This is a genomic window from Pseudomonas cuatrocienegasensis, from assembly GCF_900110925.1.
GTDB lineage: Bacteria > Pseudomonadota > Gammaproteobacteria > Pseudomonadales > Pseudomonadaceae > Aquipseudomonas > Aquipseudomonas cuatrocienegasensis.
The window spans coordinates 240,458-266,939 of the sequence record NZ_FOFP01000005.1; the positions used below are offsets into that span (position 1 = coordinate 240,458).

At 59.1% G+C, this 26,482-nt stretch carries 25 protein-coding genes; 4 read left to right on the plus strand and 21 right to left on the minus strand.

The annotated features are described in order from the left end of the window. Positions 1 to 64: 64 nt before the first annotated feature. The 14 genes from BMW49_RS09600 to BMW49_RS09665 form a co-directional block, all read right to left on the minus strand. Positions 65 to 1,015 carry a hypothetical protein gene (locus BMW49_RS09600; protein WP_069519006.1) on the minus strand — a complete coding sequence of 317 codons (951 nt, stop codon included), beginning with the start codon at positions 1,013 to 1,015 and terminating at the stop codon, positions 65 to 67. A gap of 3 nt (positions 1,016 to 1,018) precedes the next feature. Further along, the gene (locus tag BMW49_RS09605) at positions 1,019 to 2,155 is read right to left on the minus strand and encodes a DUF3696 domain-containing protein (protein ID WP_069519004.1); all 1,137 of its coding nucleotides are present in this window, start codon (positions 2,153 to 2,155) and stop codon (positions 1,019 to 1,021) included. Next, on the minus strand, positions 2,148 to 3,938 hold the full coding sequence (locus BMW49_RS09610; protein WP_069519002.1) for a DUF262 domain-containing protein: 1,791 nt from the start codon (positions 3,936 to 3,938) through the stop codon (positions 2,148 to 2,150). The genes BMW49_RS09605 and BMW49_RS09610 overlap by 8 nt, the downstream gene beginning before the upstream one ends. An 11-nt stretch (positions 3,939 to 3,949) precedes the next feature. Then, positions 3,950 to 5,314 carry a DNA cytosine methyltransferase gene (locus BMW49_RS09615; protein WP_083251738.1) on the minus strand — a complete coding sequence of 455 codons (1,365 nt, stop codon included), beginning with the start codon at positions 5,312 to 5,314 and terminating at the stop codon, positions 3,950 to 3,952. A gap of 48 nt (positions 5,315 to 5,362) precedes the next feature. After that, the gene (locus tag BMW49_RS09620) at positions 5,363 to 5,659 is read right to left on the minus strand and encodes a DNA-binding protein (protein WP_069519000.1); all 297 of its coding nucleotides are present in this window, start codon (positions 5,657 to 5,659) and stop codon (positions 5,363 to 5,365) included. Positions 5,660 to 6,498: 839 nt separating this feature from the next. Further along, a complete protein-coding gene (gene sthA, locus BMW49_RS09625) occupies positions 6,499 to 7,893 on the minus strand; it encodes a Si-specific NAD(P)(+) transhydrogenase (protein ID WP_069518997.1) in 1,395 nt (464 codons plus the stop codon). A gap of 94 nt (positions 7,894 to 7,987) precedes the next feature. Further along, positions 7,988 to 8,215 (minus strand): (Na+)-NQR maturation NqrM, encoded by a 228-nt coding sequence (gene nqrM / locus BMW49_RS09630; protein ID WP_069518994.1) that lies wholly within the window; start codon positions 8,213 to 8,215, stop codon positions 7,988 to 7,990. Then, entirely contained in the window at positions 8,212 to 9,135 is a 924-nt protein-coding gene (locus tag BMW49_RS09635; RefSeq protein ID WP_069518993.1) for an FAD:protein FMN transferase, read from the minus strand. Before BMW49_RS09635 ends, nqrM begins: the two co-directional genes overlap by 4 nt. 104 nt (positions 9,136 to 9,239) lie before the next feature. Then, positions 9,240 to 10,466 carry an NADH:ubiquinone reductase (Na(+)-transporting) subunit F gene (gene nqrF / locus BMW49_RS09640; protein ID WP_090390916.1) on the minus strand — a complete coding sequence of 409 codons (1,227 nt, stop codon included), beginning with the start codon at positions 10,464 to 10,466 and terminating at the stop codon, positions 9,240 to 9,242. A gap of 15 nt (positions 10,467 to 10,481) precedes the next feature. Further along, complete coding sequence (gene nqrE / locus BMW49_RS09645; RefSeq protein ID WP_069518992.1) at positions 10,482 to 11,090, minus strand: NADH:ubiquinone reductase (Na(+)-transporting) subunit E; 609 nt, start codon at positions 11,088 to 11,090, stop codon at positions 10,482 to 10,484. Beyond that, positions 11,090 to 11,764, minus strand: a complete 675-nt coding sequence (locus BMW49_RS09650; protein WP_170829049.1) for an NADH:ubiquinone reductase (Na(+)-transporting) subunit D — start codon at positions 11,762 to 11,764, stop codon at positions 11,090 to 11,092. Before BMW49_RS09650 ends, nqrE begins: the two co-directional genes overlap by 1 nt. Further along, on the minus strand, positions 11,761 to 12,549 hold the full coding sequence (locus tag BMW49_RS09655; protein WP_069518989.1) for a Na(+)-translocating NADH-quinone reductase subunit C: 789 nt from the start codon (positions 12,547 to 12,549) through the stop codon (positions 11,761 to 11,763). Before BMW49_RS09655 ends, BMW49_RS09650 begins: the two co-directional genes overlap by 4 nt. Continuing rightward, on the minus strand, positions 12,542 to 13,753 hold the full coding sequence (locus BMW49_RS09660; protein WP_069518988.1) for an NADH:ubiquinone reductase (Na(+)-transporting) subunit B: 1,212 nt from the start codon (positions 13,751 to 13,753) through the stop codon (positions 12,542 to 12,544). The genes BMW49_RS09655 and BMW49_RS09660 overlap by 8 nt, the downstream gene beginning before the upstream one ends. 3 nt (positions 13,754 to 13,756) lie before the next feature. After that, entirely contained in the window at positions 13,757 to 15,094 is a 1,338-nt protein-coding gene (locus BMW49_RS09665) for a Na(+)-translocating NADH-quinone reductase subunit A (protein ID WP_069518987.1), read from the minus strand. 271 nt (positions 15,095 to 15,365) lie between these two features. On the opposite strand from BMW49_RS09665, the gene BMW49_RS09670 reads away from it, so the two are divergent. Next, positions 15,366 to 15,926 carry a chalcone isomerase family protein gene (locus tag BMW49_RS09670; RefSeq protein WP_069518985.1) on the plus strand — a complete coding sequence of 187 codons (561 nt, stop codon included), beginning with the start codon at positions 15,366 to 15,368 and terminating at the stop codon, positions 15,924 to 15,926. 59 nt (positions 15,927 to 15,985) lie between these two features. Here the strand turns inward: BMW49_RS09670 and BMW49_RS09675 are convergent, their stop codons facing one another. Beyond that, the gene (locus tag BMW49_RS09675; protein ID WP_069518983.1) at positions 15,986 to 17,455 is read right to left on the minus strand and encodes a glyceraldehyde-3-phosphate dehydrogenase; all 1,470 of its coding nucleotides are present in this window, start codon (positions 17,453 to 17,455) and stop codon (positions 15,986 to 15,988) included. Between the two features lie 133 nt (positions 17,456 to 17,588). Here BMW49_RS09675 and mfd point away from each other — a divergent pair, with 133 nt between their 5' ends. Next, complete coding sequence (mfd, locus tag BMW49_RS09680) at positions 17,589 to 21,041, plus strand: transcription-repair coupling factor (protein ID WP_069518981.1); 3,453 nt, start codon at positions 17,589 to 17,591, stop codon at positions 21,039 to 21,041. A gap of 39 nt (positions 21,042 to 21,080) precedes the next feature. On the opposite strand, the gene BMW49_RS09685 is transcribed toward mfd, so the two are convergent. The 4 genes from BMW49_RS09685 to BMW49_RS09700 are packed head-to-tail and all read right to left on the minus strand — an operon-like array spanning position 21,081 to position 24,115. Further along, on the minus strand, positions 21,081 to 21,821 hold the full coding sequence (locus BMW49_RS09685; RefSeq protein ID WP_069518980.1) for an S-methyl-5'-thioinosine phosphorylase: 741 nt from the start codon (positions 21,819 to 21,821) through the stop codon (positions 21,081 to 21,083). 9 nt (positions 21,822 to 21,830) lie between these two features. Further along, a complete protein-coding gene (gene nagZ / locus BMW49_RS09690) occupies positions 21,831 to 22,829 on the minus strand; it encodes a beta-N-acetylhexosaminidase (RefSeq protein ID WP_170829050.1) in 999 nt (332 codons plus the stop codon). A gap of 21 nt (positions 22,830 to 22,850) precedes the next feature. Then, positions 22,851 to 23,375 carry a L,D-transpeptidase gene (locus BMW49_RS09695; RefSeq protein WP_069518975.1) on the minus strand — a complete coding sequence of 175 codons (525 nt, stop codon included), beginning with the start codon at positions 23,373 to 23,375 and terminating at the stop codon, positions 22,851 to 22,853. A 38-nt stretch (positions 23,376 to 23,413) separates the two neighbouring features. Continuing rightward, positions 23,414 to 24,115, minus strand: coding sequence for a TetR/AcrR family transcriptional regulator (locus BMW49_RS09700; protein ID WP_069518968.1), 702 nt, complete (start codon positions 24,113 to 24,115; stop codon positions 23,414 to 23,416). Positions 24,116 to 24,364: 249 nt separating this feature from the next. Between BMW49_RS09700 and lexA the strand changes: the two genes are divergently transcribed. Both lexA and sulA read left to right on the plus strand, forming a co-directional pair. After that, positions 24,365 to 24,976: a transcriptional repressor LexA gene (gene lexA / locus BMW49_RS09705; protein ID WP_069518967.1), complete on the plus strand. Its 612-nt coding sequence runs from the start codon at positions 24,365 to 24,367 to the stop codon at positions 24,974 to 24,976. A gap of 10 nt (positions 24,977 to 24,986) precedes the next feature. Next, positions 24,987 to 25,457, plus strand: coding sequence for an SOS-induced cell division inhibitor SulA (gene sulA, locus BMW49_RS09710; protein WP_069518965.1), 471 nt, complete (start codon positions 24,987 to 24,989; stop codon positions 25,455 to 25,457). Between the two features lie 113 nt (positions 25,458 to 25,570). Here the strand turns inward: sulA and BMW49_RS09715 are convergent, their stop codons facing one another. Both BMW49_RS09715 and BMW49_RS09720 read right to left on the minus strand, forming a co-directional pair. Further along, entirely contained in the window at positions 25,571 to 25,807 is a 237-nt protein-coding gene (locus BMW49_RS09715; RefSeq protein ID WP_069518963.1) for a hypothetical protein, read from the minus strand. A gap of 118 nt (positions 25,808 to 25,925) precedes the next feature. Beyond that, positions 25,926 to 26,447, minus strand: a complete 522-nt coding sequence (locus tag BMW49_RS09720) for a DUF6586 family protein (protein WP_069518961.1) — start codon at positions 26,445 to 26,447, stop codon at positions 25,926 to 25,928. Positions 26,448 to 26,482: the final 35 nt, after the last annotated feature.

Consider the following 26,482-nt stretch of genomic DNA (forward strand, 5'->3'; position numbering starts at 1 on the left):
CTAGGCAACCGCCATCATCCGCGAAACCGAATCCTTCCAGCGAGGGCTGGAAGCAAGCTTCTCTCTAACCCGATATCTTTCGCGTCAATTTGCTACCGACATAGGCAACGACGATCACTCTGTTCACTGTATCTACGCGAAAATGAACGCGCCCAGCCAATCCACCCGTGAATCGAGTGTGCCAGTCAAAGAGCTCTTCTTTGCCAGTTGCGTCGTCATATACCCAGCACAGCTTTTGGCGTTGCTCTGACTCGCCGGTGGTCTTTGTTGAGAACTCCGGCCATGGACTGTCCTTCTTCCATCCACCGGCATCTTTCTCCAAAGACTCAAGCGATGCCATTGCCTGTAAGAACGGAGCACCGCTGCCTTCTAACGCCGAGAGGTCCTTTTCTGTTCGAGCCAAAAACCGCAGATTCGGGAAACGCTCACTTTTCTCCCCCCAGACTTGCGCAGCAGTTGGTACTTCAGCGAAACCGAGCTGTTTCAGCCACTCTATATGCTCATCCGCATGCGAAGCTAGGCTGGCATTTTTGATGCAACCTTCTCCTTCCGCCACGCTACCATCGTCTTCAAGCGTATAATAAGCCGTTTCAACCCACGCTTTAGACCAATCCGGATGAGCGTTGAAACTGACGGTGGCTGAATCCAGTAGTGTCGCCCAAGCAAGCGCTCTGGAGGGTATCTGTCCGAGCCGCGTGCGAAACTCCATATCGTCGATTTCTTGCGAAATCCCTTCTTGCAGCTCTGCGGAAAAAGGTGAGCGGTCGCTAAGCGCTCGGACGAAATCCCATTCCTCCTTGAACGAGTTACCACCCAGTACTGCCTGCATCGTCCAATCATCCGTGATTTGGTGCTGGGCAATCGGCTGAGATGTATTCAACGCGATTCTTCTATTGATCCTTCGAAGGCGCCTTAGCGTAGTAATCAGCGTTATGGCGGTCTGCTCCGCTCTTGCCCGATCAATATGGCCTAGATGACGCGATGCGTCGTCTAAAAACAAAACTGGCGTTGTCATTACTCAAGTATCCAGCAGTTCATCTAGCGCCTTGCTCCATTCATCAAAGAAGCCATCAGGCCAATCGCTGAAGCGTCCGTTGGCATGCAAAATCGGTGAACTAATCGAAGACTCGCCGCTTTCCACATCACGAGAGAAGAAATGCACAGCAACGTTTTCGTTTGAAATCTCGGCGCGTTTCGTAGCCACTCGTATGCCATTAAGTAAATGGTCACTGTGAGTCTCGACAACGATTTGTACGCCGTCTGCAGCACAGCGTGCTAAAAGCTGTCCGAGCGCCGACTGGCCACGCGGATGAAGGTGTGCCTCTGGATTTTCCAATAGCAGCAATGCATCCTTTGGTGCAGCCAGACAAGCGACGATGATCGGCAAGCAATAGGTCAGCCCGAAGCCAACATTGGAAGGACGGTGTTCGCGACTACCCGAATCAACTGACGTACCGGTGTATGAAAATCTCAGCGAAGCTGCATCTGCAAGCTCGACGGCAACGGCACGAGGCCTGACTCCTGGACTGAGAAGCTGTAACCACCCCGAAACCTGATCAAGCAGACCCTCGGTCGGCGCGACCTGATTCAATAATTCGGCCGATAGAGTGGGCTGGTCGCGCGGGAAAAGTCGGCCGGACGAAACCTTCATGCTTTCGTTCTGCAGCAAGAAGTCGACCGTATACTCACCACCGCATCCCAACCAACCGGCAGCTCGCTCTGGGGTGCTGGCCTGCTGATATTGGACTGCCGGCGTGATCCGATCTGCCTGAATGAACTGAAAGCTGGTGTTCAGTGCATTGATTATATCTTTGAGATTTCCATCATGATGAAGCTTAAGCGTGTCGGCCCCAGAGGTAGCTGATGCAACCAATTTCGCCCAACTTTGAGAGGTCTCAATGGTGAAGCCAATCTCGTCGTCTGTAGCGTTCTCGAACCGTATGTCCTCACTACGCCCAAGATTGACAAGCGTCCCACGTAGAGAGAGCTCCTGGAGTTCCTCATCAAGACGCAGGCTTTGCTTCAGAAGTGCAAGGGCCTGTAAAACACTGCTTTTTCCCGAGCCGTTCAGACCTGTGAGAACGGTGAGGCTTGCAAGCCGAATGGGAAGATTACGAGCAGACTTGAAATTGTGGAGTTCAATACGCTCAAGCATAAATTGCCTCCATAACGATGCTGTTAAGCGCTGCGATGCGTGCGTTAGAGGACTCAGCAGACCCCGTCCCATAAAGCAGGGACTGAATCAGGTCTTTGTTCTTGGCCAGCGCTGCGATAAGCAGCTCTTCTATTTTGAGCTTGTGCGCGATCGCAAGCGGAAGGGTCTTGGAATCCAGAGCACCAAAGGCAATCAGTTCTGCTTCGAATAGGCCGCGGTTGATCGGTTTTCTTTGCTGCGCGCCTGCGCTTTTCCGAAAGGCATGCTTCCCGCGAACTTGGCATGTGGCAGCAATGGCGTGGTGGAACGCTTCACCTGCCTGCTTCCACTTGTCCGCACTCCAGCGGCTAAGGGTATGCTCGACCGTAAAATTTAAGAACTCGTCGAGCGTCTGATTGCCAGGCCTGCGATAGGGTTCGCCGAGTTGCCATAGAGCAATGAACCGAAGAACAAGTTCCATGTCTTGTTGTCGGGATGTCTGCACCTTGCTGTCCGTGGCCTTTATGAACTCCTCGCTCTCCGCCAGCCGCCGCAACTCATTGCGCCACTCTCCAGGAAAAATTGCATTGCGAATTTCTTGTGCGTTTAGCGGCATGCCACCCTGATTAAGGCGAGCGAAGACATTGAACTTGACGGCAGATGGTGTATTCGCCCGAATGATATTTGCAGTGATTTCGAGCTCTGATATGCGCCGCTGGAATTTTCGGTCCAAATCAGAATAAGATTTTCCCTCAAGATCCTTTAAATACTGCAATCCTTTAAGCCGTAGTGGTGTCAGGCTAGCCCCAGTGGACGAGTTGAGCAGCGCAGCATTCTTAAAATGGAATACTGCACATAACCGCTGAAGACCATCCACAACGGCATAACTGCCTTGTAAATCCTCACTAAAATAGAATGACGGCAACGGGATTCTTAGAAGAATTGACTCGATCAGTCTGGCCTTCCGCTTAGTGTCCCAAACGTTTGCCTGCCGCTGAAAGTCGGGAGTAAGATCGAGCTCGTCATTGTCCAGTCGATCTTCGAGAGAGCTGATCGTCATTGGCTTCGCGATGATGTCAATCTTTGTTGGATCGAATGGAACTTCGATATTCGTAGCAGGATCACGACTTTCATCTGGTTCGAGACCATCTTCGTCTTCTTCGCTCAGACTATTATTGCTCGCATCAATGGACTCAACTTTTCCTAAATCATCAGAGTCACTACTTGCTAAAGTGCCCCGAAGCCCTACTAAAGACTCCTGAGAGTTGCTTTTGTCGAACAAGTGCTCCAGATCGGCGTATGCTGACAGAGTCGCGAGCTGCAGCCCCGGAGCTATACTCTCCAAGGCGCTGAACAAGGCATATAGACTCTGTCCCGGCTCGGACGCCTCGATACGCTGTACGACTTGGCTACTATAGTTATTAACTCCAAGGACTGGCATAGCGGCAATTTCTGGATAAAGAGCGCTTTGCTTGGTCACGATATCCATCTTCGTCACGGACTGTGGAAGCACAACACCTATAGAAACGCGGACGGTCTTAGTAGCACCGTAACCGCCTTCCCCGCTGACACCCTTAATCCGTCCGAGCGCACGAATTCCTTGAACCCAAGGCGTCTTACCGCCTTTGTTATTGTTGGTTCCAAGCCAGATAATGGCAACATCGCCATCCGCCAAAACTTTAGGAACCTGCTTGCATTTAACATCGATATTGAAAGCACCTGAGGAATAAGCACTAAATGCATTGATCCTCTTGATTTCGCTTTCGCTATCAGCACCGAGACGAATGATGAAATAGCTGGTCATGACTGATGAGTTCATAAAGCTACGAGCTCGTTGACTCTAACATCTTCCTGCACATCTAAAGAGACCTCACCCAGCCTTGGCGCAGAAATGGAAACTCTTCTCAGCACAGCATCAAGCGGTGGAAAGAGATGGCGCCCAAGCCTGTCCACCCTGCGTACGATTCCTTGGGCAGCGTTTGCACTCAGAAAATAGCGCTGATGCACTTTCTTTTTCTCAATCACGTTGATCAACTGCGAAGACACTGGTGTAACGGGGCTGGAAGAAACAGACGTAGTCGCTACCCAATTCTTGTACGCGACCCCACCTGATTGCCATTTCACTTCATTAGAGTCAGCGGGCCGCGGTTTCAGCTCGCATTTAGACGAAAGATAAGTTTTGGCTAAATCATGAAGTCGTCTTTTGACTGCCGGCCCATTGAGGCCTTCGGCTTTATCCACAGGCACTTCAAAAACTTCCGAAACTCGCCCGGCAATCCATTGTACGACGGGGACACAAACTGCATTGCCAATCGCGTGATACCTGCTGGTTTCAATACCTCGGATAGGAATAACATAATCCTTATCAGGCAAGGTCCAATTCTCTGGTAGCCCCTGCAAACGCTCACATTCCAGTGGTGTCAACCTCCGTACCGCATCTGGGTAGGTCACATACGATCTCGCCCAGTCCAGTCCAGTATGTCGGCCCGAGGTGGCGGAAATGCAAAACGAAACCTGCGGCACAGAGATTCCAGACTCCGGGCATTTGGACTCAACCATAAAGCCTCGCCGCTCGTTCCTCGGCTTTACTGAAATTTCATCTTCGAACAGCGCTTTAACAGCATTTGCGGGGGAGCCAAGCCATGCGCATATGAAGACTCTAGGCCGAGATTGTGGGGCTCCGAAATAGCGCGCATTGAGCACCCGCCACGCTACCCCATACCCAAGCTTGGTTAGTGATGAGATAAGCGCATTGAAGTCTGCCCCATTGTGGGAGTTCAGCAAGCCCGCGACATTTTCCAGCAGCACGACTGAGGGTTTGTGAACAGACAGAAGATCAAGGAATGTGTAGAAAAGGCCGGACTGAGATCCCTTCAAACCATTTCGCTTGCCATGCGGCGTACGAGCCAAGGATAGATCCTGACACGGAAATCCGGCGGTCCAAACGTCCGCTACGGGAATTTCTTTCGCATCAAGCTGTTGAATGTCGCGTGCATTGGCAACTGTTGGCCAGTTTCGCTTCAAGACACTTCGGCAAAAATCATCCTTTTCGCAATAGAAACTTGTCTTAAAGCCATGTTTTTCAAACGCAAGATCGAAGCCCCCAATTCCTGCAAAGAAAGAATTCACTCGCATTGCATCGTTGGTGGTGCCCGGCTGCACGCTAGTAGTCTTTCCCATGGTTTCGCCTTCTATATCCAATTTTTTGTCCGTCGTGCTGTTGAAGCTTCAAGCCTCAGGCCCGAGTTCCAGTTGAGCTTGTTTATCTCCGCCGAATCGGCCTGGCTTGCCTCCACCACGAGGTTTCTTCCGGTTGGCGCAAATTCTTCCTATGGCATGTTGAAAGTCAATGCCATGTATATTCATCTCTGCGAGCAGTGCAGCGATAAGAGCCAGATGGCGAGGCACCCCACCAGCGCTAGCGTAGTTCGACACGGAGTTCGGGTTCATGCCGATCAGCCCCGCAAACGCTCGGACACTTAGCCCGGCCTTGCTCAATTCAGCCAAAAAGTCGTCATAGGTCATCAGTCTGGGCCTGTACGGGCTAATTGCACAGAATTATATGATGAAAGCACATAGAAATGTGTGGTGTCGCAGGAGCGATGATGCAAGCTTGGCACCTGTTGAAGTCGTAGTAATACTCTCTCACTGTGTCGCACGCCAAAACAGCGAGCGCTCAACAGATCCTGTGGCATTGTTACGTCTCGTAAGCACACAACCGTAACGTCTCAAGAGTACCCCGACCAAGAAACTTTGCCGTTCGCGCGCTAATGCAGCATATCGAGCCACCTGCGGCGCCTCTCCCCACGTAAGCTTCCATCTCTTCCTCGCTCAGCTCGGCCGACGACGCTGGGCTCAGAGGCTTGAAATCCGATGCAAGGCATCGACAACGCGCCATAGCGACCAACCCGACAAAGCGCCTGACCTGGCCCTGCTGTCACGACTGCTGCGCTACTTCAAACGCAGCGTGCACAGAATGCCACGCAAGTCCACCACCGAACTGGCTGCGAACAGTTCCCGCGCTGACCCGCTGCAAAATCTCGTTGCCATCCTCGCCGCCGATGGCGAGCAGTATTAAGAAGTGGTAGCCAGCACCTGACGCCTGAGCGCAGCGAATCAAGTAACTCGCCCGTCAGGGGAGAAACCAGAAGCCTGAATCAACACGTTAATGAATCCGCTCCAGAAACAAAGAACGCTGCTAGCCAAAACACATAAATTTACCAGCCCGGTGTTAACCCAAAGAAATGCGATAAACCTTTTTGTGCAGCTGCCTGGTCAGAAGCTTTCCCGGTTTGGCCAGCGCCAAGCTCGGGAATCGCTGAAGGGGTCCTCCCCGACCGGCTCAGGCCGCCGGCCGGAGCCGCTCAAAAAAGCCGGTTCAGGCCATCAAACGCCGCCACCCGATAGGCTTCGGCCATGGTCGGGTAGTTAAAGGTGGTGTTGATAAAGTACTTGAGGCTATTGGCTTCGCCCTTCTGGTTCATGATCGCCTGGCCGATATGCACGATCTCCGAGGCCTGGTAGCCGAAGCAGTGCACACCCAGCACTTCCAGGGTTTCACGATGGAAGAGAATCTTCAGCATGCCCACCGGCTCATGGGAAATCTGCGCCCGTGCCATGCTCTTGAAGAACGCCTTGCCCACTTCGTACGGCACCTTGGCCTGGGTCAGCTCACGCTCGTTCTTGCCGATCGAGCTGATCTCCGGAATCGTGTAAATACCGGTCGGCACGTCGTCGACGAAGCGCCAGCTGCCGTTATCGATGATATTGCCAGCGGCCGAGCGGCCCTGATCATAAGCTGCACTGGCCAGGCTCGGCCAACCGATCACATCGCCCGCGGCGAAGATGTTCGGCACTTCGGTGCGGTAATGCTCGTCGACTTCGATCTGCCCACGGCCGTTGACCTTGATGCCGATATTTTCCAGGCCTAGGCTGTCAGTGTTGCCGGTACGGCCATTACACCAGAGCAAAGCATCGGCCTTGATCTTCTTGCCGGACTTGAGGTGCAGGATGACGCCGTTATCCAGGCCTTCGATGCTTTCGTACTCTTCGTTATGGCGAATCAGCACGTTGGTGTTGCGCAGGTGATAGCTCAGCGCATCGGAAATCTCGGCATCGAGGAAGCTCAGCAGTTGATCGCGGTTGTCGATCAGGTCGACCAGTACGCCCAGGCCGCTGAAAATCGACGCGTACTCACAACCGATAACCCCGGCGCCGTAGATGATCAGTCGGCGCGGCGTGTGGCTGAGGGTCAGGATGGTGTCGCTGTCATACACGCGGGCATGATTGAAGTCCACGCCAGCAGGCCGATAAGGCCGCGAGCCAGTGGCGATGATGATCTGCTTGGCCACCAGCTTCTCGACCACACCGTTGGCGCAGACCACTTCGATGGTCTGCTCGTCGGCGAAGCTGCCAGTGCCGAAGAACACGTCGATACGGTTACGGGCGTAATAGCCGGTACGCGAGGTGACCTGTTTGGCGATCACCCGCTCGGCGCTTTTCAGCACGTCCGGGAAGGAGAACCAGCGCGGCTCGCCGATCTGGCGGAACATCGGGTTGGTGTTGAACTGCATGATCTGGCGCACCGAATGGCGCAGCGCCTTGGACGGGATGGTGCCCAGGTGGGTGCAGTTGCCGCCGACTTCGCGGCGACTGTCGACTACGGCCACCTTCTTGCCGGCCTTGGCCGCGTTCATTGCCGCGCCTTCGCCCGCCGGGCCGGAACCCAGTACCACCACATCGTAGTTGTAGACCGCCATGTTTACTCCTTCGGGTCAGGCCGGCGCGCTTGTGGCACGTCGCGGCAGGGCCGGTGTGCGCTGCGCGCGCCGGCTATCAATCTATAAAACGCAATCAGCGCTTGGACGCGTCGTAGGCCAGGTCGGTCGACGCCCCGCTCGGCTCGCGGTTGACCTCTTCGCACTTCTCGCGACTGCCACCGCAGATCGAACACTCTTTCTCGATGCCCAGGTTGGCGATGCCACCACAGGACCCGGCGATGGGCTTGCGCCCCATGATCACACCCACGGCCATCATGCCGACGACAGCCAGCATGGCCACAAATACCACTAGAAACGTCATGGTTCCTCTCCTGCAGCGAAAAGCTGCTCGAATGTCGGCGTGCTGCGTGTGACGAAGCCATCGTCTTCACGCGTCACGAAAAAGGCCGCGATACCATTGCGCTGCGCATACTCCAGACCCGCTTGCGGGCCAAGCACCATCAACAGCGTAGACAAACCATCGGCACGCAACGTCGAAGGATCAGCCACGGTAACAGAGGCCAGGCGGTGCGTAACAGGTTTGCCGGTCAAGGGATCGAGCGTATGGGAGTAACGCCGCCCCTGCTCCTCGAAATAATTGCGGTAGTCACCCGAGGTGGAAATGCCGTAGCCATCGAGTTGCAGGATACGCTGCGCGACCTGCTCATCATCATGCGGCGCCTCCAGGCCAATACGCCAGTGACTGCCATCCGGCTTGAGCCCGGCCGCCTTGAGCTCGCCAGTCGCCTCCACCAGGTAGCTGCGCACACCCAACTCGCCGAGACGCGCGACGATGCGATCAACGGCATAGCCCGCGGCAATGCTGTTGAAATCGACCTGAACGTCGGCGTCTTTGCACAGTTGCTCGCCTTCGACACGCAGGTGTTGCTGGCCCATGCGCTGGCGCACCTCGGCCAGCTGCGCCTCACTGGGCACCGCCTCGCTCTGCCCCTTGGGGCCGAACCCCCAGAGATCGAGCAGCGGCTCCAGGGTCAGGTCGAACGCCCCTTGGCTGTCGGCATGCAGTTGCTCACCCGCAGCGAGCAAGGTCAGCACACCCTCGGGCATGACCTGGCAGGTGCCGGCCGGTGCCTGGTTGAACTGCTCGATCAGCGAGTCTGCACGGTAGGTCGACATCTGCTGGTCGATCTCGGCCAGGATCGCCTCGGTCGCCACCTTGAGCTCGGCTGCCGGCGCCACCTCGGCGGTGCGCACGTACTTGACCGAATAGGTGCTGCCCATGGTGGGCCCACCGAAGGATTCGATCTTCTCAGAATTGAAACAGCCCGTTAGGGCTGCCGCGAGAGCGACAGCGATAACGGGCTGAGCTACAGCTGACTTCATTATCAACCGCCGAAGTCGTCGAGCAGGATATTTTCCGGCTCCACACCCAGGTCGGTGAGCAGCTTGATCACCGCGGCGTTCATCATGGGTGGACCACACATGTAGAACTCGCAGTCTTCCGGGGCCGGGTGGTCCTTGAGGTAGTTCTCGAAGAGCACGTTGTGGATAAAGCCCTTGAGGCCCGTCCAGTTGTCTTCCGGCAGCGGATCGGACAGTGCCAGATGCCACTTGAAGTTCGGGTTCTCGGCCTGCAGCTGGTCGTACTCTTCGACGTAGAACGCCTCACGCATGGAGCGTGCGCCGTACCAGAAGCTGATCTTGCGCGTCGACTTGAGGCGCTTGAGCTGGTCGAAGATGTGCGAGCGCATCGGCGCCATACCGGCACCACCACCGACGAAGACCATCTCGGCATCGGTGTCCTTGGCGAAGAACTCACCGAACGGACCGTACACAGTGACCTTGTCGCCCGGCTTGAGGCTGAACACCCAGGAGCTCATCTTGCCCGGCGGCAGGTCATCCTTGCCCGGCGGTGGCGAGGCAATGCGGATGTTGAACTTCACCAGCCCCACTTCTTCCGGGTAGTTGGCCATGGAGTAGGCGCGAATGGTGGTCTCTTCGACCTTCGACACGTACTTCCACTGGTTGAACTTGTCCCAGTCGCCGCGGTACTCCTCCTGGATGTCGAAGTCCTTGTAGTTGACGGTGTGCGGAGGGCATTCCAGCTGCACGTAACCACCGGCGCGGAAGTCGACGTTCTCGCCTTCCGGCAACTTGAGCGTCAGCTCCTTGATGAAGGTGGCGACGTTCGGGTTGGACAACACCGTGCATTCCCACTTCTTCACGCCGAAGACTTCTTCCGGCACCTCGATCTTCATGTCCTGCTTGACCGAGGCCTGGCAGGACAGGCGCCAGCCTTCCTTCGCTTCACGACGGGTGAAGTGCGACTCTTCGGTCGAGAGCATTTCGCCGCCGCCCGACTCGATGATGCACTTGCACTGGGCGCAGGTACCGCCGCCACCACAGGCCGACGACAGGAAGATGTTGTTGGCAGCCAGGGTCTGCAGCAGTTTGCCGCCGGCCGGCACCACGATGGTCTTCTCGCCATTGATTTCGATGCTCACGTCACCGCTGGAAACCAGCTTGGCGCGTGCCGCGAGAATGATCAGCACCAACCCCAGCACAATGCCGGTGAACATGCCGATCGCGATGAAAATCTCGTAACTGATCATATCGTCATCCCTTCCTTACAACTGCACGCCGGAGAAGGACATGAAGCCCAACGACATCAGACCGATGGTGATGAAGGTGATGCCCAGACCCTGCAGACCGTCGGGCACATCGCTGTACTTGAGCTTCTCGCGGATACCGGCCAGGGCGGCGATCGCCAGCGCCCAGGAGACACCAGCGCCCACACCGTAGACGGTGCTCTCGGCCAGGTTGTAGTCGCGCTCGACCATAAACAGCGAGCCACCCATGATGGCGCAGTTCACAGTAATCAGCGGCAGGAACACGCCCAGGGCGTTGTACAGCGACGGCACATACTTATCGAGGGTCATCTCGAGGATCTGCACCAGTGCCGCGATGACACCGATGAACGTCAGCAGCCCCAGGAAGCTCAGGTCAACCTCGGGATAGCCGGCCCAAGCCAGCGCGCCGTCCTTGAGCAACAGGGTGTAGATCAGGTTGTTCACCGGCATGGTGATACCCAGCACCACGATGACCGCGACGCCCAGACCAATGGCGGTCTCGACCTTCTTGGAAATGGCGATGAAGGTACACATGCCGAGGAAGAACGCCAGGGCCATGTTCTCGACGAACACCGCACGGACGAACAGGCTGATGTAGTGCTCCATTAGTAGGCCTCCTTGCTGGACACCTGAGGCGCCATCTTGAAGCTCGGCTTCTCAAGCTGGTCCTTCTTCCACACGCGGATGCCCCAGATGAACAGCCCGATCAGGAAGAACGCCGACGGTGGCAGCAGCAGCATGCCGTTGGGCTGGTACCAGCCGCCATCGTTGACCACCGGAATGATCTCGTAACCCATCAGCTTGCCGGCACCGAACAGCTCACGAATGATGCCCAGGGCGATCAGCATGGCGCTGTAGCCCAAGCCGTTACCGATACCGTCGAAGAACGACAGCACGGGCGGGTTCTGCATGGCGAAGGCTTCGGCACGGCCCATCACGATGCAGTTGGTGATGATCAGGCCGACGAATACCGACAACTGCTTGGAGAGGCTGAAGGCATAGGCCTTGAGTAACTGATCGACCACGATTACCAGGGACGCGATGATCACCATCTGCACGATCATGCGGATCGAACCGGGGATCTGGCTGCGGATCATCGAGATGAACAGGTTGGAGAACCCGGTCACCAGAGTCAGCGCGGCCGACATCACCAGCGCGGTCTTGAGGTTCGAGGTGACCGCCAGGGCGGAACAGATCCCGAGGATCTGCAGGCCGATGGGGTTGTTGTTGAAAATCGGGTTGAGCAGGACTTCTTTAATAGTCGGCTGCGACATGATCAAGCCTCCCCTGCGCGCAGGTTAGCGATAAACGGACCGAAGCCGTTCTGGCCCAGCCAGAACTTGAGCAGGTGATCGACACCGTTACTGGTCAGGGTTGCACCGGCCAGGCCATCGACCTGGTGTTCGGCGCGCGGGCTCTGCGGATCGACGCCACCCTTGACGACCTGCACGGCCAGCTTGCCGCTGTCATCGAACAGCGTCTTGCCTGGCCACTGGCCTTTCCATTTCGGGTTGTCGACTTCGCCGCCCAGGCCCGGGGTTTCGCCGTGCTGGTAGAAGCCCATGCCGACCACGGTATTGAGGTCACCCTTGACGGCAATAAAGCCATACAAGGTCGACCACAGGCCATAGCCACGTACCGGCAGGATCAGCGTATCCAGCTCGCCATCCTTCTCCACCACATACACGGTCGAGTAGTGCTCCAGACGCTTGATCGAGGCAATGTCCTGGCTACCCGGAAGCGCGCTGGACGTTTGCGGGTCCTTGGACGCTTTCAACGGATCGAAAGTGACCGGGTCCTTAGCATCAGAGAACTTGCCCGTCTGCAGGTCCACGAGCTTGGCGCTGATGGTGCCGTTGAACATCTCTTTGACCTGAGCACTGGACATGCTCGGATCGCCCAGGCCAGCAATGGCCAGGATGCTGCGCTGCTTGTCCAGCAGGCGGTTGTCCACCTGGGTCGGCTTCAGCGCCACGGCTGCACCGGCGACGAACACCGAGCACACCAGACAGACCAGCAGGGCCACCACCAGCGTACGGGTGGTGGATTCTTTTTGACTAGACATTGCGTGCCAGCCTCCGCTTGATATTGGCTTGAACGACGAAGTGGTCGATCAGCGGCGCGAACAGGTTGGCGAACAGGATCGCCAGCATCATGCCTTCCGGGAAAGCCGGGTTGACCACACGGATCAACACCACCATGACGCCAATCAACGCACCGAAAATCCACTTGCCGGTATTGGTCATCGAGGACGAGACCGGGTCGGTGGCCATAAAGAACATGCCAAAGGCAAAACCGCCGACCACCAGATGCCAGTACCACGGCATGGCGAACATCGGGTTGGTGGTCGAGCCGATGCTGTTGAGCAGCAGGCTCAGGCCGATCATGCCGAGCATTACGCCCGACACGATGCGCCAGGAGGCAATGCGGGTCAGCAGCAGGATGCCGCCACCGATGAGGATCGCCAGGGTGCTGGTCTCGCCCATCGAGCCGTGGATGGTGCCGAAGAACGCACTGCTCCAGGTGATGCCATTGTTCACCACATTCTCGATGCCGCCGGCAGCCGCCAGGCTCAGCGAGGTGGCCCCGGCAAAACCGTCAACCGCTGTCCAGACTGCATCGCCGGACATCTGCGCCGGGTAGGCGAAGAACAGGAACGCGCGGCCGGTCAGGGCCGGGTTGAGGAAGTTCTTGCCAGTACCGCCGAACACTTCCTTACCGATCACCACACCAAAGCTGATACCCAGCGCAACCTGCCACAGCGGAATGCTTGGCGGCAGAATCAGGGCAAACAGCACGGAGGTGACGAAGAAGCCTTCGTTGACTTCATGCTTGCGGATCGAAGCGAACAGCACTTCCCAGAACCCGCCGACGATGAAGGTCACCGCATACACCGGCAGGAAGTAAGCCGCACCCTGAATGAAATTGTCCCACAGGCTATTGGGGTCGAACCCGGCCAGCGAGCCAATCAGGGCGAAACGCCAGCCTTCCTGAGCTGCGAGCAACTCGGGGCTGCTGGCGAAGATCAGGTTGGCCTGGTAACCGGTGTTCCACATGCCGAAGAACATGGCCGGAAAGGTGCACAGCCACACAGTGATCATCATGCGCTTGAGGTCGATGCCGTCGCGCACGTGAGCGGTGGTTTTGGTGACACTGCCGGGACGATAGAAGAAGGTGTCGATGGCTTCGTACAAGGCATACCACTTCTCGTACTTGCCGCCCTTCTCGAAATTGTGCTCGACCTTGTCGAGGAATCCACGAATACCCATGACTTAACCCTCCTTCTCGATGCGGGCGAGGTTATCCCGCAGGATCGGGCCATATTCATATTTGCCGGCACACACATAGGTGCACAGCGCCAGGTCTTCTTCATCGAGTTCCAGGCAGCCCAGTTTCTGAGCCATCTCGGTGTCCCCAACGATCAGGTAGCGCAAGAGTTGGGTCGGCAGGATATCCAGTGGCATCACTGCTTCGTAATTACCCACCGGCACCATGGCGCGCGGGCTGCCGTTGGTGGTGGTGGAAAAGGCAAACTTCTTCGCCGCGTTCAGCTTGGAGACGAAAATATTCAGCACCGAGTGCTTGTTAACCCCAGCACGCAGGTAATGCATCATTTCGCGATGGTTACCCTCAGCCAGGCAGGAGACCTGCTGGTGATAACGCCCGAGGAACGCCAGCGCGCCCTGAGCGGTACGACCGCCGAGCACGGAACCCGAGACGATGCGGTTGTTACCTGGCTGCAACTCACCCGCCGTCAACTCCTGCAGGTTTGCCCCCAGGCGCGTACGCACCAGACGTGGCTGCTCGACCACAGGGCCGGCCAGCGACACCACGCGCTCGACCCACAGCTGGCCCGTGGTGAACAGTTTGCCGATGGCGATCACATCCTGATAACCGATGGTCCACACGCTCTTGGCCACGCTGACCGGATCGAGGAAGTGGATATGGGTACCGGCGAGGCCGGCCGGATGCGGCCCGGCGAACGACTCGGTGGTGACGTTGGCGCCCTGCTCGCCCGGCAGGCTGACGCCCTCGGCTTTGCACAGGAATACCTTGGCCAGGCGCGCAAGTACCTGCAGACCATGGTCGAAATCAGCAGCATGCTCAGCGATGACCACCGCCGGATCAGCTGCCAGCGGGTGGGTATCGATCGCGGTGACGAAAATCGAACTGGGCACGGCGTCGATGGCCGGCACCTTGCTCAGCGGACGAGTACGCAGAGCGGCCCACAAGCCGGACTGCTGGAGATTCTCGCGCACCTGGGCGTCGCTCAGACCCGCGAGATCCGCAGCGCCGTACTGGGCGAAAGCAACCTGTTCGTCGCCCTCAAGGTCAATCACCACCGACTGCAGGACGCGCTTCTCGCCGCGGTGAACCGCGCTGACTACACCGGCACCCGGTGCGGTAAACACCACGCCCGGGGTTTTCTTGTCGGAAAACAGCACCTGACCCAGCTTGACGCGATCGCCAACCTGAACCTCCATCGTCGGCTTCATACCGTGATAATCGAAGCCTATGACGGCGACGCTGCGCACTGGCCTGGCGGCCTCGATACGCTGCACCGGCGCGCCGGTTATGGGCAAATCAAGCCCATGTTTTATTTTGATCATAGGTTTGCCTAACCACTGATTTAAAAGCTTTTTTTAGAATACGCCAAACATCATCGAGCGAATGAACGCGACCACCTCGACAGCCTTGTCGGAGTGGATGACGCTGTTGGACGCGGGTAAAAAATCCGCTTGATTATAAAGACGGGCCTACCCACTGGCCACCCAAGCACTTGCTTTTTTTGACCTTTCCGTAACAGGACGCAACAGACGCCAGCTTGACGCTCGCCCCCTACGCGACACCATGGCGCACTGAACCACAAGGAGCGCTGTCATGCATCGTCTAATCGTCGTAATCGCCTTACTGCTGACCTCCGGCCTGGCCATCGCGTCGGAAAAACGCCTGCAAGAGGCTGCATTCGCACCTCAGGTCACCGTCGCGCAAACCACCCTGGCATTAAGAAACCAGACGGTACTGACCTACCTCTGGGTCGATGTGTATGCGGCCGCACTCTACACCCAAGCCGGCCTCAGCCCGCGCGCCGCGCTCGCTGACGACCAGAGCAAGCGCCTGGAGCTCTACTATTTCCGCGACATAGACCGCAGCGATGTGATCAAGGCTGCCTGGGTCACCCTCGAACGCCAGCATGACCAGCAGACCCTGGAGCGCCTGCGCCCCGAGATTGATGCACTGCACGAACAGTTCCAGTCGATCCGCGCCGGGGATCGCTATGCCCTGGTCTTCACCCCATCCAGCGGGCTGAGCCTGGAGCGTAACGGCGAAATCCTTTTCACCCGCAACGACCCAGCACTGGCCAGCGCCTACCTGGGTATCTGGCTGGCTCCCAAGGGCTTGTCGGATAGCCTGCGCGCGACCCTGCTCGCCGATTCCTGAACGCAGCACAACGAAAAACGGGAGCCCGAAGGCTCCCGTCTTTCAATGCACCACCGGCATCAGCCGCGCGGGAAAGCTGGCGGGTTGACCCCGGCCATGTCTTCCATCACGCGAACGACCTGACAGCTGTAACCAAACTCGTTGTCGTACCACACATAGAGCACGACCCGATTGTCGTTGGCGATGGTGGCTTCGGCATCGACCACACCCGCGTGGCGCGAACCGACGAAGTCGGTGGACACCACTTCCTGGGAGCTGACGAAGTCGATCTGCTTCTGCAGATCCGAGTGCATGGCCATCTGACGCAGGTACTCGTTGACCTCCTCGCGGGTGGTGGCCTTCTCAAGGTTGAGGTTGAGAATGGCCATCGACACGTTCGGCGTCGGTACGCGAATGGCATTACCGGTCAGCTTGCCCTTGAGCACCGGCAGCGCCTTGGCAGCAGCCGTGGCAGCACCCGTTTCGGTGATTACCATGTTCAGCGGTGCGCTGCGACCACGGCGATCACCCTTGTGGAAGTTGTCGATCAGGTTCTGGTCGTTGGTGTACGAGTGAACGGTTTCGACGTGACCGTTGACGATGCCGTACTGGTCATTGATCGCCTTGAGTACCGGCACGATGGCGTTGGTGGTGCAGGAAGCGGCCGAGATGATCTTGTCGTCCGGGGTGATTTCGCCATGGTTGATGCCGTGCACGATGTTTTTCAGCGCGCCCTTGCCAGGCGCGGTGAGCACTACGCGGTCGACACCCGGGCAGGCCAGGTGCTGGCCCAGGCCCTCGGCATCACGCCATACACCGGTGTTGTCGACCAGCAGCGCGTTCTTGATGCCGTACTGGGTGTAGTCGACTTCTTTCGGGTCTTTGGCGTAGATCACCTGGATCAGGTTGCCGTTGGCCGTCAGGGTGTTGTTCTCTTCGTCGATGGTGATGGTGCCATCGAACTTGCCGTGTACCGAATCACGACGCAGCAGGCTGGCACGCTTGACCAGATCATTGCTCGCGCCCTTGCGCACCACGATGGCGCGCAGACGCAGGCCATCGCCACCACCGGTTTTCTCGATCAGGATGCGCGCCAGCAGGCGGCCGATACGACCAAAGCCGTAAAGCACCACGTCGGTGCCCTCGCGGGCTTCGCCATTCTGCTTGCCCGCCACTTCGGCCAGCTCGTCCTTGACGAACTGCTCGATGCTACGGCCATTGGCTTCGGCCTTGAACTTGCCAGCCATTTTGCCCAGATCGACCGAGGCCGCGCCCAGCTTCAGCTCGCTCATGGTCTTGAGGATCGGGAAGGTATCGTGCACCGACAGCTCGACATTGTCGGCCAGGCGGTGACGGGCAAAGCGGTGAGCCTTGAGAATGTCGATCACCGAACGGTTGATCAGACCACGGCCGTAGATCGAGGTGACCACGTTGTTGTTGCGGTAGAGTTGGCCAATCATCGGAATCATCGCTTCCGCAAGGGCTTCTCGATCGATCCACTCACCGAGACACTGGTCGGGCTTCTGAGTCACGGGCAGTACCTTCCACATGTAGGGGCTGAAAAAAGGGGCTACATTATGACGTCGCAGACAATCGCCGGCAATGTGCAGCGGTGAAACACTGACAGCAAAGCCCATGGATAGTTACAATCGAAGGCCATATCGCCACGTCCGCGAGCTGCCCGTGTCTGTACCGACTGCATCCGTATTGCGTCTACCGTCCCTGCCTGCCACCGCTGGAAAACAACACTGGGGTAACCTGCCCGGCGCAGCGCTGAGCCTGGCCATCGCCGAAGCTGCCAGCGCCGCGCAACGCTTCACCCTGCTGCTGACCGCCGACAGTCAGAGCGCCGAGCGCCTGCAGGAAGAGTTGAGTTTCTTCGCCCCGACCCTCCCAGTACTGCATTTCCCGGACTGGGAAACCCTACCCTACGACCTGTTCTCGCCGCACCAGGACATCATTTCCCAGCGCATCGCCGCCCTGTATCGCTTGCCGGAGCTGAAGCACGGCATCCTCGTAGTGCCGATCACCACCGCCCTACACCGCCTGGCGCCGCTGCGCTTTCTGCTGGGCAGCAGCCTGGTGCTGGACGTCGGTCAGACCCTCGACGTTAACGAGATGCGCACGCGCCTGGAAGCAGCCGGTTACCGCTGCGTGGACACGGTCTATGAGCACGGTGAATTTGCCGTGCGTGGCGCGCTGATCGACCTGTTCCCGATGGGCAGCTCGCAGCCGTATCGCATCGACCTGTTCGACGATGAAATCGAGTCGCTGCGCACCTTCGACCCAGAGACTCAGCGCTCGATTGACAAGGTCGAGTCGATCAAGCTGCTGCCGGCCCGCGAGTTCCCCCTGGAAAAGAAGGCCGTCACCGACTTCCGCGGGCGTTTCCGCGAGCGTTTCGATGTCGATTTTCGCCGCTGCCCGATCTATCAGGACCTGTCCACCGGCATCACCCCGGCCGGCATCGAGTACTACATCCCGCTGTTCTTCGAGGAAACCGCCACCCTCTTCGATTATCTGCCCCAGGACACCCAGGTGTTCTCCCTGCCCGGCGTAGAAAAAGCCGCCGAACAGTTCTGGAGCGACGCCCGCGCCCGCTACGAAGACCGCCGCGTTGACCCTGAGCGCCCGCTGCTGCCGCCGGCCGATATTTTCCTCACGGTCGAGGACTGCTTCGCCCGCTTGAAACACTGGCCCCGCGTAGTGGTCAGCCAGGATGACGTCGAGACCGGCGTTGGCCGCACGCGTTTCAACGCCTCCCCTCTCCCAGACCTGGCGATTCAAGCCAAGGCCAACGAGCCGCTGGCCGCCCTGCGTCGCTTTATCGAAGACTATTCGGGCCGTGTGCTGTTCTGCGCCGAGTCGGCCGGGCGCCGCGAGGTCCTGCTGGAGCTGCTCGCGCGCCTCAAGCTGAAACCGAAGGAAGTCGACGGCTGGCCGGCATTCGTCGCCAGCGGTGAGCGCCTGGGCATCACCATCGCGCCGCTGGACGAAGGCCTGCTGCTCGACGACCTGGCCCTGGTGGCGGAAAGCCCGCTGTTCGGCCAACGGGTCATGCAGCGCCGGCGCCGGGAAAAAAGCCGCGACGGTGGCGACAACGTCATCAAGAACCTCACCGAGCTGCGCGAAGGCTCGCCGGTGGTGCACATCGACCATGGCGTCGGCCGCTACCTGGGCCTGGTCACCCTGGAGATCGACGGCCAGGCGGCGGAGTTCCTCGCCCTGATGTACGCCGAGGAAGCCAAGCTCTATGTGCCGGTGGCCAGCCTGCACCTGATAGCCCGCTACACCGGCAGTGACGATGCCCTGGCCCCGCTGCACCGCCTGGGCTCGGAAACCTGGCAGAAAGCCAAACGCAAGGCCGCCGAACAGGTGCGCGATGTCGCCGCCGAACTGCTCGACATCTATGCCCGCCGCGCTGCCCGCGAAGGCTATGCGTTTGCCGACCCGAAGGCCGACTACGCCACCTTCAGCGCCGGCTTCCCGTTCGAGGAAACCCCGGATCAGCAAGCCGCCATCGAGGCCGTGCATGACGACATGCTCGCGCCCAAGCCGATGGACCGCCTGGTCTGCGGCGATGTCGGCTTCGGCAAAACTGAAGTGGCGATGCGCGCCGCCTTTATCGCCGTACATGGCGGCAAGCAGGTGGCGGTGCTGGTACCGACCACCCTGCTCGCCCAGCAGCACTACAACAGTTTCCGCGACCGCTTCGCCGACTGGCCGGTAAAAGTCGAGGTAATGAGCCGCTTCAAGAGTGCCAAGGAAGTCAGCGAAGCCGTGCAGCAACTGGCCGAAGGCAAGGTCGACATCGTCATCGGTACCCACAAGCTGCTGCAGGAAGACGTCAAGTTCAGCAACCTGGGCCTGGTGATCATCGACGAGGAGCACCGTTTCGGCGTGCGCCAGAAGGAGCAGCTCAAGGCCCTGCGCAGCGAAGTCGACATCCTCACCCTGACTGCCACGCCGATCCCGCGCACCCTGAACATGGCCGTGGCCGGCATGCGTGATCTATCGATCATCGCCACACCGCCTGCGCGCCGCCTGTCGGTGCGCACCTTTGTCATGGAGCAGAACAACCCGACGATCAAGGAAGCGCTGCTGCGTGAGCTGCTGCGCGGCGGCCAGGTGTACTACCTGCACAACGATGTGAAAACCATCGAGAAATGCGCCGCCGACCTCGCCGAGCTGGTGCCGGAAGCACGCATCGGCATCGGCCACGGGCAGATGCGCGAGCGCGAGCTGGAACAGGTGATGGGCGACTTCTACCACAAGCGCTTCAACGTACTGATCGCCTCGACCATCATCGAAACCGGTATCGACGTACCCAGCGCTAACACCATCATCATCGAGCGCGCCGACAAGTTCGGCCTGGCCCAACTACATCAACTGCGTGGCCGCGTCGGTCGTAGCCACCACCAGGCCTACGCCTACCTGCTGACGCCACCGCGCAAGCAGATGACCGATGATGCGCAGAAACGCCTGGAAGCCATCTCCGGCGCCCAGGACCTCGGCGCAGGCTTTCTGCTGGCCACCCATGACCTGGAAATCCGCGGTGCCGGCGAGCTGCTTGGCGACGGCCAGAGTGGGCAGATTCAGGCGGTGGGCTTCACCCTCTATATGGAAATGCTCGAACGCGCGGTGAAATCCATCCGCAAGGGCGAGCAGCCCAACCTCGACCAGCCGTTGGGCGGCGGCCCGGAGATCAACCTGCGGGTGCCGGCCCTGATCCCCGAAGACTACCTGCCAGACGTGCATGCACGGCTGATCCTCTACAAGCGCATCGCCAACGCCGCCGACGAGGACGGCCTGAAAGAGCTGCAAGTGGAGATGATCGACCGTTTCGGCCTGCTACCGGAGCCGACCAAGAATCTGGTGCGCATTACCCTACTGAAACTGCAGGCAGAAACCCTGGGCATCAAGAAAGTCGACGCCGGCCCACAAGGTGGCCGCCTGGAGTTCGCCGCCGACACCTGCGTCGACCCGCTGACCCTGATCAAACTGATCCAGAGCGCACCGTCACGCTACAAGTTCGAAGGGGCGACACTGTTCAAGTTCCAGGTGCCCATGGAGCGTCCGGAGGACCGCTTCAATACCCTCGAAGCGCTGTTCGAGCGCCTGACACCTGCCACCTGAGAAGGATTGCGCCCTGCATACCCGCCTGAGTGGCGCCACTCAGGCGCCAGCCAGCACCCGCGCCAGGGTCGCCCTGACCTGATCCATACCCGCGCGCAAGGCCTGCTCGATGTCCGCCATGCTGATCGGCGTGCTCGACAGCCCCGCCGCCGGATTGACCACCAGCGCCAGGCACGCATAAGGCAGCCCCAGCTCACGCGCCAACCCGGTTTCCGGCATGCCGGTCATGCCCACCAGATCACAGCCATCGCGCTGCATCCGGGCAATTTCCGCGGCGGTTTCCAACCGCGGGCCCTGGGTACAGCCGTAGACACCTTGACTGCTGTAGGCGCACCCCTCAGCTGCAAGGGCTGCACACAAGGCCGCACGCAACCCGGCATCGTAGGGGTCGGCGAATTCGATATGCTCGACGGCCTGCGTATCATCCTCATAAAAGGTGTTGACCCGCCCGCTGGTGTAATCGATCAACTGATGCGGCACGCAGAAATGCCCGGTGCCCATATCGGGATGGATACCGCCCACGGCGTTGACCGCAATCACCGCCTCAGCCCCCGCCTCCTTCAGCGCCCAGAGGTTGGCGCGATAGTTGATGCGATGCGGCGCCAAGCGATGCGGATGACCATGGCGGGCGAGAAACAACACCTCGGCCCCGGCATAATTACCCCGCAAGATGGCCGCCGACGGCGCACCGAAGGGCGTGTCGAGATTCAACGCAGCACTCAGCGTCAACCCTTCGAGCTGAGTCAGGCCAGTACCGCCGATAATTGCGTGAACGGTCATGCAGCCTCCTTAGTCGATCAATTGTGCTGCGCGCAGAGCACTAAGTGCCTGCTGCCAGCGTGGCGATTGACGATATTCACTGCCGGGGAACCCTTGCCGACGCATCCGCGACAAACCCTCAGGAGCCACCACCTGCAGGCGCTGCAGCGCCGCCAGGGCCAGCTCGGCAGCCGCACGGTCGTTGCACACCAGGCCCATATCACAGCCTGCGGTCAGCGCCGCCTCGATACGCGCCGCAGCGTCACCGACCACATGGGCACCAGCCATGGACAGGTCGTCGCTGAAGATCACCCCCTTGAAGCCCAGCTCACCGCGCAGGATGTCCTGCAACCAGCGCCGGGAAAAACCGGCCGGCTGAGCATCGACCTTCGGGTAAATCACATGGGCCGGCATCACAGCGGCCAGTTCACCAGCCAGCCGGGCGAAGGGTTGAATGTCTTGTGCACGAATTTGCTCAAGGCTGCGCTCATCCACCGGAATGGCCACATGGGAATCGGCTTCGGCCCAGCCATGCCCAGGGAAATGCTTGCCGGTGGCCGCCATCCCGGCCTCGCGCATCCCCTTGATAAAGGCACCCGCCAGTGCCGTCGCGCGTTCGGGATTGCCCTCGAAGGCGCGCGTCCCGACCACTGCACTGCGTCCGTGATCAAGGTCGAGCACGGGCGCAAAGCTCAAATCCAGACCGACGGCCAACACTTCCGTGGCCATGACCCAGCCGCACTGCTCGGCGAGCATCAGCGCATCACTGCGTTCGGCGAACGCGCGCATGGCCGGCAAACGCACGAAACCTTCGCGCAAGCGCTGCACGCGCCCACCCTCTTGATCCACAGCCAGCAGCAGGTCCGGGCGCACGGCGCGAATGGACTCGCTCAACTCGCGAACCTGGCGCGGGTGCTCGATATTGCGGGCAAACAGAATCAAGCCGCCTACCTGGGGCTGACGCAGAATCTGCCGGTCTTCGGCCGTCAGCCAGGCGCCTTGGATATCCAGCATCAACGAGCCATACAGGGGTGCAGTCACAGGGTGTCCTTAATGCAGAGACGCGGCAGCCCAGTCCGGGCAAGCCGCTTCATCGATCATCACCGGGCAATGCGCCGGTACGCGGGGGAATAGGGTCAGCAGGTCGGCATTGCGCAAACGAATGCAGCCATGGGACAGCGCTACGCCCATGGGTTCGCTATCAGGCGTACCGTGCAGATAGATGTAGCGTCGAAAGGTATCAACCGCGCCAAGACGATTACGCCCAGGTTCGCAGCCACTGAGCCAGAGAATACGGGTCAGAATCCAGTCACGACCAGGGAAGCGTGCGTCCAGCTCGGCGGACCATACCTCCCCTGTCCAGCGCCGACCACGCAACACCGCGCCAGAAGGCAACCCCTCACCGATGCGCGCACGCACCTGATGCAAGCCACGCGGCGTGCAGCCGGAGCCATTACGCTCACCAGCCCCGTTGAGCGCAGTGGACACAGCGAGACGTAAGACAAGGTGCTCGCCGATAAAGCCGTAGAGGCGTTGGTCGGCAATAGAGATATGCAAGCGATCTAGAGTAGGCATGCAGGCTAGCTTAACGGATCACCCCGCCCACCAGCCACTCACACCTTGATCGAACCGCTCTTGTTACGCGGTTTGAGCTGCGCCCCCGCAAGCGCAGGATCACTGAGCCCGGTTTCCGAGCGCATCCCAGCAGCGAGAAACGGCACCATCAGACGCATAACCTGTTCGATCGAGGTGTTCACCCCGAAGTCGGTCTCGGCCATGGCTCGCAATGCCTTGATCCCCGACATGCTGAACGCTGCGGCACCGAGCATGAAGTGCACGCGCCAGAACAACTCCAACGGCGGAATCCGCGGAGCGGCCTCATGTACCAGGAGCATGTAGCGGCGAAAGACCTTACCGTAGACTTCCTCCAGGTACTTGCGCAGGTGTCCCTGGCTCTGACTGAACGCCAGGCCCAGCAGACGCATGAAAATCGACAGGTCGTTGCCGCTGCGCGGCTTCACCGCCAGCGCCTGCTCGACCAGCAGCTCCAGCAGCTCTTCCAGCGTCACCTTGCCTTCAGGTTTGCCCTGGCGGCGGTCAAGCTCGCGCTCCAGACTGGCACAGAAGGGCCCGAGAAACCGCGAGAAAACCGCCTGGATCAACGCCTTCTTGGAACCGAAGTGATAATTCACTGCGGCGAGATTGACCCCTGCCTTGCTGGTGATCAGCCGCAACGAGGTTTCTGCGAAGCCTTTTTCCGCGAACAACTGCTCAGCCGCATCAAGAATGCGCTCGACAGTTTCTGATTGAGCCATGACTGTTCACCTGACAAACATCTGTTTGAAACATACGTTTCAAACCATCTATTTGTCAAGTCGCATCAGCCGCAATTCGGCCGGCGAGTCACGCTTTTATAGCAAAGAAGCGGACTCTCCAGAGCAAGACGCTCGCCTGATGCGCCACGCCACAACCGGAACAAATACAACCCCGCGAGCACAGAAGGATTGCCAAGGGGCTTTCACTGTATATAATCCCAGTCACTGTATAAAAAGCCAGAGCCAGCCATGTTGAAACTGACGCCACGCCAAGCCGAAATTCTCGCCTTCATCAAACGCTGCCTGGAAGACAACGGCTTCCCGCCAACACGCGCGGAAATTGCCCAGGCCCTTGGGTTCAAATCCCCCAATGCGGCAGAGGAACATTTGAAAGCCCTCGCCCGCAAGGGTGCGATAGAAATGACCCCAGGCGCCTCCCGCGGCATCCGTATTCCCGGATTCGAGCCTAACGCTCAAGAAGAAGACGGGCTTCCGGTGATTGGCCGTGTCGCGGCCGGCGCGCCCATTCTGGCCCAACAGCACATCGAGGAGTCCTGCCGGATCAATCCAGCGTTCTTTCATCCGCCAGCCGACTACCTGCTGAAGGTACGCGGCATGAGCATGAAGGATATCGGTATCTTCGACGGCGACTTGCTGGCGGTGCACACCACCCGTGAGGCGCGCAACGGTCAGGTGGTCGTGGCGCGTATTGATGACGAAGTGACGGTCAAACGCTTCAAGCGTGAGGGCAATACGGTCTGGCTACTCGCCGAAAACGAAGAATTTGCCCCGATCGTGGTTGATCTGGAGCAACAGGAACTGATCATCGAAGGTTTGAGTGTCGGCGTGATACGCCGCTAAAGGAGTCGCCATGCAGATCCCGCAGTCGCTGAGCCGCACCCAACTGCCGTTGTTCGAAGGCTTCCTGGCCAGCTCGGTCGCACCCTTGCTGGAGCAACCTGCCAAGCACTGGCAGGACGCCCCCGAAGCATTCAGCGAGCTGTCGCTACGCGGCGCTGCCGGGCACTGCCTGAGCCTGCTGGCACCTATTCTGCGGGACCTCAGCCAGAACCAGGATGCACGCTGGCTCACTCTTATCGCACCACCACCGAGCCTCACCCAGCACTGGCTACGCGATGCCGGACTGAACCGCGAACGCATTCTCCTGCTCCACCCCCGCGGCCAACAAAGCCCGCTGGCACTTGCCGAGGAAGCGCTGCGCCTGGGCCGTAGTCATACGGTCGTAAGCTGGCTGCATCCGCTAGAAAGCGCAGCTCGCGCACAGCTAGAACAGGCCGCCCGACAGGGCAAGGCCCAAAGCCTGAATATCAGCCTGGGTTGACCTGTACGGTGCAGATAAAAAGGTTGTCCCAGTTGGCTGTTACACCGCTGTAGAAGCGAAGGGGGCGCCTAGCCTTTGTTCGCGATAATCACGGCGCAATAGCGAATAAAGGCTCAGTGCAGGACGCGGGGGCCGTCGTCTTCTGGCTGAAAATCACCTTCGGCAAGTCGACCTGCCATCTGTACACCGACATTCAGCATGGCCTTGGCAACTTCGACATGCTGGCCCTGCAGAAACGCTTTGGCATCGGCAGAGAAATCCAGCACTACCAGCGCTTCCTCATCGTCCGCACGACGCAGAGCAATACGCCCATCGGGCAGTTCGACGATTTCCAGGAAGGATGTAGGCATCAGGTAGGCTCTCCACTAAAGGCCACTATTGTAACAGCGCAACGCCCAAGGGTCTGCGGCGCTTGGGCGCATTCTGCTGTCCTTCAGTCGAGCGGTAGCAGAGCGAAAAACGCCCGGCTCACCATTCACTCAGTGTTTCGCGGAAACGCCGGGCCAGTCCTTTGAGCTCCGTGCGCCAACTTTCCAGCGTCTCACGCGCCAGCGGCGGTTCTTCTTGCTGATCCAGACTGATCGCCTCAATCAACGGGGTACGCGGGTCGACCTTGACCTTCTTTTCCGCCCGCGGCGGCTGAAACAGCTCGGCATAAGCTGCAAGCAAGTGTGCCAGCCAGGTCTCCCGATTGCTCGCCAGCTCGACCAATTCGGCCAGCTCCGGCGCAGGCGTAGCCCCTGACAGCGCCGGGTCGAGCAGGTCTTCGGCACGTGGCGCGCTGTCGTTGGGCAAGCGGTAGTAACCCGCAATCTCGTGGCAAAGTCCCAGAAGCGCCCCATACAGGTGAAACAACGCCGCCTCGCGCTCGGCCTGAATCAGGGCCTGCGCATTCAGCGCCTGCCCCGCCTCGGCCTTGCCCCAGGACTCCAGAGACAAGCCCGCGTAGAAAAGCTTCTGGTTGGTACGGGTATAACGCTCGTTGGCCATGCTGCACCCCTGAACGATCACAAGAAAAGAACGTG